Origin of the sequence: Melaminivora alkalimesophila, from assembly GCF_000282995.1 — a bacterium.
GTDB lineage: Bacteria > Pseudomonadota > Gammaproteobacteria > Burkholderiales > Burkholderiaceae_C > Melaminivora > Melaminivora alkalimesophila.
Map to the genome: position 1 here is coordinate 1 of NZ_ALEE01000023.1, position 7,943 is coordinate 7,943.

The window sequence follows — 7,943 nt, forward strand, 5'->3', positions numbered from 1 at the left end:
CGGGTCAAGAGCTGGCTGCAGCGCTGAGGCCGACCGCAGGTTGGCCCGAGGCTGCCGACGAGACTCAGCCGCTCCGATAGCCCGGCACCGTCCAATAGCGCAGCTGTTGCATCAACCGGCGGCGCCAGCGCTGGGCCGGCGTCAGTGCCGGCTGGCGGAACACGCCCACGGTATCGCCCCAGGGCGCGCTCTCCGGGTCGGCGTGCGGCTCCCAGTCCGTACTGACCTGTAGCAATTCCATGCCCGTGTACTTGGCCAGGGCGCGATAGGCGTCCGGGTAGAAGCGCCAACAATCCTGTGGATAGCGATGCTCCGGCCCGCGCGAGGGCGCCAGCAGGAAGATGAGACCGCCCGGCTTGAGCACCCGCGCCATCTCCATCCAGGTCAGCCAGAAGAACTCCACATGCTCGAAGGCCTGGCCGGAGACGATCACGTCCACCGAGTGGCTAGGCAGCGGCAAGCGGTAGGGCGAGCGCAACACCACGTCCACGTTCGGCCCCGCAGCCAGATCCACGCCCGTGTACCTCCACGCCGGGTGCAGGAAGAACTGCTTGTAGCTGCCATTCACGTCATAACTGCCGATATCGACGATGTGCAGCGGCGCCTGCGTGCGGTCCGAGAGATACTTGTGGACCAGCCCTTGCACGTGGGCCAGCGAACTTGCGTGCATTCCGTCTCCTCAGTGAACCGCGGCGCTCACGGCTTCTCCAACACATAGGCATCCTGGTGGTGCCAGAAATGCTGTGGTGAGAACCGCAGCAACCGGGCACCGGGCAGGTGCTCGGCAATGCGCGCCCGCACATACGCTTCGGACGTGAAGGCCGTCCCGTATTCCTGCCCGTCGATGGCGCTCGACTCGCTCGATGGCGTGAAGAAATAGCCTTCGGCGTCGAGCGTCACGCCCTGCTTGCGCACTGCCTCGGCCCCATGTGTGGTGAAGACCAGCGCCCCCCCAGGCGCCACCATGCCGTAGAGGCGGCGCAACCAGCGCGACCAGGTGGCCGGCGGCAGATGGCTGAACAGCGAGAGCACGAACACCACATCGTGCTGCCGCTCCCAGCGCACGTCCTCGGGCACTGCTGCGGACACAAAGCCCTCGACCCCGAAGGCATCCCGGGCGAAGGCCACCGCATCCGCCACCACGTCCGAGACCACCACCCGCTGCGCCCCCAGCGCTTTCACCAGATGGCGCGTGAAACGCCCATGCCCGCTGGCGAACTCCAGGAAGCTGCGGGCCTGCAGCAGCGGATGGCCGGCCTGCTCCAGCAACAGCACCAGCTCGGCCAGGGTCCGCCAGCCATCCGCCAAGTAGTCGCGAATAGGGTTCAAGCTCGACGGATGGGCCGCGAAGAAACGGTAGATGTCGTCGGCTTCGGAGATCTCGCAGGGGCAACCCATCCATTGCCCATAGGACAAGGCCGGAAAACGGCGCTCGATCAGGTTGTGCGCCGCCAGCCGCGTGGCCGGCGCGTCGCGCGCTTCCACCAGCAGGGGGCCGGCGCCCTCCAGGTCGCCGCGCTCCAGCAGGGTCCGCGCTTGCGCGAGCGGGTCGCGCTCCGGCGCGGTTGGGGTTTCAGGAAGCATCATCGTTCCACTCGAATGGGCGCATGGAAAAAAAGAGAGACAGCGATCAGGTCCAGGTATGCGGCAGGCGCACGAGCCCTGGCATGAGCGTGGGCGAGACGAAGCGGAAATGCTGGTAGTGCAGCCACGCATCGTAGAGCACCAGCCCGCTCTCATCGAACAGATAGGCGCTGACCACGTACTCGCCGCTGTGCAGCGGCAGCTGCGGAAAAGTCAACACCGCCTGCCAGGTGCCGTCCGGCAGCCGGACCGGGCGGGCGCCCTCCTCATGCGTGGCCAGCGATGTGATGCCCGTGCCCTTCGATTGCTCGATCATGAAGCCCAGGTTCGGACACTCATCGCCCCGGCCCCGGGCGATGAAAGTGACCACCAGGTCACTCCCCTCCAGCAGCGGCGGCGTACCTTCGCCCAGGCCGGAGATGGTCACCGACAACAGGTTGGCGCCGTGCCCGGCCGCTTCCTGGCCCGCGGATACGGGCGCACCGGCTGCCGGCTGCGTGCCCTCCAAGGCCGCGGCTGGGGAATGATCGGCAGCACCTTCCCCGGCTCGCAAGCGGCTGTGCAGCTCGTAGGCACCCATCACGGCCTCGGTCGGCCCCATCTCGGCGATGCGCCCACCGTTGAGCCAGATCGCCTGGTCGCAAAGGTGGCGGATGTGGTAGGAGCTGTGCGAGCAGAACAGGATGGTGCAGCCCGCATCGCGGAACGCCATGATGCGCTCCACGCATTTCTTCTGGAAGTGCTGGTCACCCACGGCCAGCGCCTCGTCGATGATCAGTACATCCGGCTGCACCGCCGTCACCAGGGCGAAGGCCAGGCGCACCGTCATCCCCGAGGAATAGGTCTTGACCGGCCGGTCGAGCGCCTCGCCCAATTCGGAGAAAGCCACGATCTCCGGCTCCAGGCGCGCCATCTCCTCGCGGTCGATGCCGATCAGACTGCCACCGAAGTACAGATTGTCGCGGCCGCTGAAATCCGGGTGAAAGCCCGCTCCCAGCTCCAGGATCGCCGTGACCCGGCCCACGCGCTCCACCGTGCCGGTGGTGGGCTGCATGGTGCCCGCCAACAGCTTGAGCAGTGAACTCTTGCCCGCTCCGTTGTCGCCCACCACGCCGATGCATTGCCCACGGCGCAGCTCGAAGGACACGTCGCGCAGCGCCCAGTGGCTGCGGTGGCGCGCCCGGCTGCTGAACAAGGCCTTGAAGCGTTCGCGCGGCGAAGCGTAGAGCCGGTATTCCTTGCCCACCCCCTGAACGCGCAGCACCAATGGCGTCTGTCCCGGATTCATCGCGCTGGTCATCCCGCTCAGAGCCAATCCACCAACTGGTCGCGGCTGCGCGGCACCAGCAATGAGAGCAGCGCCGCCAGCGCCATGATCCACAACGCCAGCGCCGCCCACACCTGCGCGGGCGGCCACGCGCCCTGCAACAATGCCGATTGCAGCCCGGCGACCACCGGCGTCATCGGATTGGCCCACAGCACCCAGCGCCACGCGGGTGGAAACAGCGCCATGGGAAACAGCACCGGCGAGATGAAAATCCCGATGGACAGCGCAAAACCCACCAGCTGCACCACGTCGCGCAGCGCCGCTGCCATGATCGCCAGCGCATAGGCCAGCAGGAAAGCCAGCAGGGCCTGCAGCAGCAACAGCGGAAGCACCGCCAGCACAGGCAGCGCAAAACGGTGCACGGGCGCGTAGGCCAGCGCCAGCAGCAGCAGCAGCGGCCCATACACCACCGTGCTGGCCAGCACCGTGCGCGCCGGGAACAGGACCGGCGGCAGGGCGTTCTTGTGCAGCAGGCCCCCCGCCTCGATCAGGCTGCTGGTGCCGCGCCCCACCGCGTCGCAAAAGGCCATCCACGGCAGCGAACCCACGATGAGGTAGGTGCCCACCCGGCCCGTGGGCGCGTTATCGCCCAGGCGCATGGCGAACACCACGTCGAACACCAGGTAGTAGGCCGCCACGGTGAGCAGCGGCTGCACATAGGCCCATAGCACGCCGGCCGCCGAGCCCTGGTAGCGTGCGGCCACCTCGCGCAGCGTCAGCACCCACACCAGGCCGCGCAGGCGACGCAGATGGGAGAGCTCGGAAAACAAGGCGGCCATGGATTTGCAAAGACGGCGGCGGAGGCGGCATCGACCACGCCGCCTCCGCCGCACGTGGGGAAGCAAGAATCAGCGCATCTTATCGGCAAAGGCCTGGATTGCGTCGTCCTTGTACTCGGCGTCCTTGAGCAGGGCCGCGGCCTTGGCCGCGCGCTTCTCGCCCAGGATGCGCGTGCGCGCCTCGCGCATGAGTTCCTCGCGTACTTCCTCGAAGGGACGCTTGTCCGCCGGGCGGCGCTCCACCAACTGGATGAGGTGCCAGCCGAACTGCGTCTTCACCGGCTCGCTCAGTCCGCCAGGCTCCATTGCCTTCAACGCCGCGTCGAACTCGGGAACCATCCGGCCTTCGGGGAAAAACCCCAGATCGCCCCCCTTTCTGCCGGAGCCCGGGTCCTGTGAGTGCTCCTTGGCCAGCTCTTCGAAATCGGCGCCGCCCTTGAGCTCGGCGAGCAGCGCCTCAGCCCGGGCCCTGGATTCGTCGCCTTCGCCCGCGATCAGGATGTGGCGCGCATGGGTCTGCGCCGGCACCTCGAAGCGCTTCGCTTCTGCCTGGTATTTGCCGCGGGCGTAGGACTCCAGCGCTGCCTCGTCGGCCTCGTTGTCCGCGTCAACTTGCAACATGCGCGCTTCGGAGAGCACGCGCTCGTCGTTGATGCGACGCAGTGCCTGCACCTCCGGCGTGGCCGCCAGGCCGTTCGCCTCGGCTTCCTGCGCCAGCAGGCGGCGCACCATCAGGGTCTTGAGGATCAGCTGTACGGTATCGGGCTTGGCGAGCACGTTCGCACGCGCCTGCGGCGGCACGCGCTGCAACTCTGCCGCAAGGTCCTTTTCGGTGACTTGGGCACCGCCCGGCGTTTGCATGAGTACCGCGTCCTGGGCGACGGCAACGCCGGCGCAGGACGTCGCGAGCACGAGCGCGGCCCAGTGGCGATGCCAATGGCAAGAGATTTTCATGGTCAATGCTATAGCTTCTGAGCGAATGGACACGGTGCATAACCTCAGGGCCGCACACCGAAACGAAAAAAGGCGGGATGCCCCGCCTTTTTCGAGCAGCCTCGCGGCCCCTCCTATGCCATCCGTATCAGGGACGGATGTAGCGATGGCTCCAGCCGGTGTTGAAGTTGCCGGAGGTACCTGCACCCACGTCGGGATTGTAAGCCGACACGAAAGCCTGACCCAGGATGGGGAGGCCAGAATTTGCCGCTACGCCAGGAGTGACAAGCTTCAGCCAACCGTTGGTGTAGGCCAAATCGATGTCCTTGACGGCCACGTTGGCGCCCAGCACTCCGGACGTGGTTGCGCCAGAGTTGTTGAAGCTCAGCACGCTGGTCTCACCACAGAACAGAACCGGCTTGCCTGGCTCGCTCGGGGAGATCACGACTTCATCGGGTGCCGCAGGCTGACGCTCTTCACGATCCCAAGGGCTGCTCGTGATGTCGGTCACGCACAGCTTGTCCTCCGACATTTGGGTGTTGGCGTTAGTGAAGTGGCGCTCGTTATCAGCGTTATACACCGGCGCAGGTCCGCCAACCGCCTTGTAGTCCACTGCAACAGCATAGCGACGCGTAGGCATCGAGAACACCCAGTCGGTGGCAGCGAAGATGGTCGGCTCCGTCCAGTACTCGTTCATCACGGCAGTGGCTTCAATGGCCTTGGCCAGCAGGTCAGCCTGCTGCGAGGGCGTACCAGCAGCAATATTGGTGTAGGGCGTCGACATGTCGGGCAGGTCGTACAGCGCGCCCTTCACCACCGGAGTTGCGCCCTGCATCAGCGGGTCAGCTGTGAAAGCAGCAGCCTGGGTGGCAGTGATCGCAGTGCTGGTCTGCGGGAAATAGACGACGTTGCCCTTGGCAGGCTTTCCGGCAGCATCGACAGCTTCGATCGCCGCAGCTTGACCACCCCATGCCACGGACTTGGGCACATTGATGATCGTCCAGTTGGCTGCCAGGCCAGTCGTGGGTGCTGCCAAGCCGATGGTTGGGCCTGTCAACGTGGCATTGTCGGTGTCGGTGTTGAGCAAGGTCCAGGCGGTGCCAGAACAGGGTGCCACGCCATTGCTATGCTTGATGTTCGGGAACAGGGCAGCCGTGGAAGGGATGTCTGCCATGTTGAAGATCTCGATGTAGCCTTCACGCGTGTTGTTGGCGCGCACATCCTCATCGCCATTCAGGCGAGCAGTCACGAAGGGCGTCGTGTTGAGTGTGTTCTTGGCCGGCTTGGTGCAGCTGTTGTCGTGAGTCGTCAGGTAAGCCTTGCCGTTCGGGTCAGCGCTGACGTTGGCCGTCCAAACGTCGCCGGGCGACAGGAAGACCTGGAAGTCATACACGTCATCGGAGTTGGCGGCGCCGCGGAAGCGCACTTTCACCGCCTTGCCGTTCTTCTCATCGGTGTTGATGATCGACAGCAGCGTGCTGTTGCCAGCCTGAGCAGAGTAGTAAGGCACCACCAGCATGTGGCCCGTACCGGTATTGCCGAACCGCAGGGTGGTGGCATCAGCGCCAGTCAGGTTAGTCACAGCATGTGCGCTACCAGCGAAGCCGACGACGGCTGCAGCAATGCTCAATGCGAGAACATTTTTTTTCATGAAAAACTCCAGTTGGTAAGTCGTTTGGCGCAACTAAGGATAGAGGTTGATTACGCCTTGAAATCCTAGCACGGCCCCCTCGGTTTCTTGTATCGAATTGGCAGCCATGAGGGCATTGTTGGTCAGGTACAACGAATTTCTATAGATCTTCCTCCATCGGTCGCGCCACATCAACCTTTGCGTCCAGCCGAGGGACGGTCGCTCAGAGCCTCTCGAACAGCCACCACCGGCCGTCCTCAAGCAGCCATGTCTCCTCGACGTGGGTGACGATGGTATCCCCAAACTTGCGTCCGAGGAACGGCTTGGCCTCGATGCGCACCTTGGCAAGACACTTGGTGGCTTCTGGACAACGCACGTCCACGACCTCCGCCCCCGTCCACTTGACGGCCGAGCCGCGGCGCTTGCGGTAGGTGGCCTCGTCATGCACGGCGCGGTAACCAGGGGTCAGGTAGCCGTAGGCCTTGGCCGAGTCGCCCTTGAGCAGCGCGGCCCAGCGTGCGTTGGCGCGGTCCTGGACAGTCTCTTCGGGCGAGGAGGAGGCCGGGCCGACTGCGGCGCAGCCCGCGAGCAAGGCCGCGGCAACGCTCGCCAGCAGGGCGCGCGGCAGGACAAAGGTTTGCATTTGCATCATCGCTCTAGGCTCCTTCATGCAAGGAAAGTGATCTTCATTCGGGGCGCGCGCTCACTGCGGCGCAAGCGGCTGCACCACCGCCGGCACCGGCGCCTGGGCCGGGATCGGGCCCGGCAGGGCATCGCCCAGCCCGCTCAGACCGCGCAGGCGGTCGCGCAGTTCCTCGCTGACCTCGCGGATCTCCGGGTCGGTGCGCACCACCTTGGGCGTGATGACCACCAGCAGCTCGGTGCGCGCGCCGCCGCTGGTGTTGGTGCCGAACAGGTTGCCGACCAAAGGCAGGTCCTGCAGGAGCGGCACGCCGCTCTTGCCGGCGCTCTGGCTGTCCTTGATCAGACCACCCAGCACGATGGATTCGCCCGAGCGCACGGCGACCTTGCTGCTGATCTGGCGCTGCAGGAAGATGGGCTGGTTGTTGGCCGTGCCGCCGGGGCCGTCGGCGGCATCCGTGACGATCTGGTCGATCTGCATAGTGACCAGGTTGCCGGCATTGACCGAGGGCGTGACGGCCAGGTTCACGCCGGTGTCGCGGTATTGCACGGTGCTGGTGATGGCGTTGTTGTTGTTCAGGTAGTCGGTGGTGCTGGTCAGCACCGGCACCTGATTGCCCACGACCATCATGGCCAGATGGTTGTCCAGCACCATGAGCGAGGGGTTGGAGATCATCTTGACCTGGGTCTTGTTGGCCAGCGCCGACAAGGCCATGCGGATCTGGCCGGCGGAATTGACCAGCGAGTAGGTGAAGCCCTTGCCCATGAGGTCGCCGAGGCTGCCGGTGTTGGCCTTGACGCCGCCGGCGCCGATCTGGCCGGCGTCGCGGTAGCCATTGCCGGGGCTGCCGCTGAAGGCCCACTGCAGGCCGTAGTTCAGATCGTCGTTGAGCGTGACTTCGACGATGGAGGCTTCGATCAGCACCTGCGTGGGCGGCAGGTCGAGCCGCTTGAGCGTGGCCTCGATCTTCTCGAACTCGGCCTTGGTCGCCCAGACGAGCAAGGTGTTGTTCAGTTCGTCGGCCATGACGCGCACGCTGCCGAGCTG

General features: G+C 65.4%; 8 protein-coding genes. All 8 read right to left on the reverse strand.

From position 1 onward, the window contains the following. Window positions 1-64 precede the first annotated feature (64 nt). Entirely contained in the window at window positions 65-670 is a 606-nt protein-coding gene (locus tag A612_RS00195; RefSeq protein ID WP_019372606.1) for a methyltransferase domain-containing protein, read from the reverse strand. A gap of 26 nt (window positions 671-696) precedes the next feature. Then, window positions 697-1,587: a methyltransferase gene (locus A612_RS00200; RefSeq protein WP_019372607.1), complete on the reverse strand. Its 891-nt coding sequence runs from the start codon at window positions 1,585-1,587 to the stop codon at window positions 697-699. A 43-nt stretch (window positions 1,588-1,630) separates the two neighbouring features. Beyond that, window positions 1,631-2,872, reverse strand: a complete 1,242-nt coding sequence (locus tag A612_RS00205) for an ABC transporter ATP-binding protein (RefSeq protein ID WP_110012481.1) — start codon at window positions 2,870-2,872, stop codon at window positions 1,631-1,633. Between the two features lie 17 nt (window positions 2,873-2,889). After that, the gene (locus A612_RS00210; protein ID WP_019372609.1) at window positions 2,890-3,690 is read right to left on the reverse strand and encodes an ABC transporter permease; all 801 of its coding nucleotides are present in this window, start codon (window positions 3,688-3,690) and stop codon (window positions 2,890-2,892) included. A 69-nt stretch (window positions 3,691-3,759) separates the two neighbouring features. Beyond that, window positions 3,760-4,644 (reverse strand): peptidylprolyl isomerase, encoded by an 885-nt coding sequence (locus tag A612_RS17730; protein WP_081501045.1) that lies wholly within the window; start codon window positions 4,642-4,644, stop codon window positions 3,760-3,762. A 127-nt stretch (window positions 4,645-4,771) separates the two neighbouring features. After that, window positions 4,772-6,274, reverse strand: coding sequence for a hypothetical protein (locus A612_RS00220; protein WP_040435241.1), 1,503 nt, complete (start codon window positions 6,272-6,274; stop codon window positions 4,772-4,774). A gap of 202 nt (window positions 6,275-6,476) precedes the next feature. Further along, window positions 6,477-6,896 carry a hypothetical protein gene (locus tag A612_RS00225; RefSeq protein ID WP_141630294.1) on the reverse strand — a complete coding sequence of 140 codons (420 nt, stop codon included), beginning with the start codon at window positions 6,894-6,896 and terminating at the stop codon, window positions 6,477-6,479. A 60-nt stretch (window positions 6,897-6,956) separates the two neighbouring features. Beyond that, on the reverse strand, window positions 6,957-7,943 hold a 987-nt coding region (locus A612_RS00230; protein WP_019372613.1), incomplete at its 5' end, for a type II secretion system protein GspD.

Coding starts and splice junctions, on each gene's coding strand:
- A612_RS00195 (WP_019372606.1), bottom strand. CDS start 670: ATGCACGCAAGTTCGCTGGCCCACGTGCAAGGGCTGGTCCACAAGTAT.
- A612_RS00200 (WP_019372607.1), bottom strand. CDS start 1,587: ATGATGCTTCCTGAAACCCCAACCGCGCCGGAGCGCGACCCGCTCGCG.
- A612_RS17730 (WP_081501045.1), bottom strand. CDS start 4,644: ATGAAAATCTCTTGCCATTGGCATCGCCACTGGGCCGCGCTCGTGCTC.
- A612_RS00220 (WP_040435241.1), bottom strand. CDS start 6,274: ATGAAAAAAAATGTTCTCGCATTGAGCATTGCTGCAGCCGTCGTCGGC.
- A612_RS00205 (WP_110012481.1), bottom strand. CDS start 2,872: ATGAATCCGGGACAGACGCCATTGGTGCTGCGCGTTCAGGGGGTGGGC.
- A612_RS00225 (WP_141630294.1), bottom strand. CDS start 6,896: ATGCAAACCTTTGTCCTGCCGCGCGCCCTGCTGGCGAGCGTTGCCGCG.
- A612_RS00210 (WP_019372609.1), bottom strand. CDS start 3,690: ATGGCCGCCTTGTTTTCCGAGCTCTCCCATCTGCGTCGCCTGCGCGGC.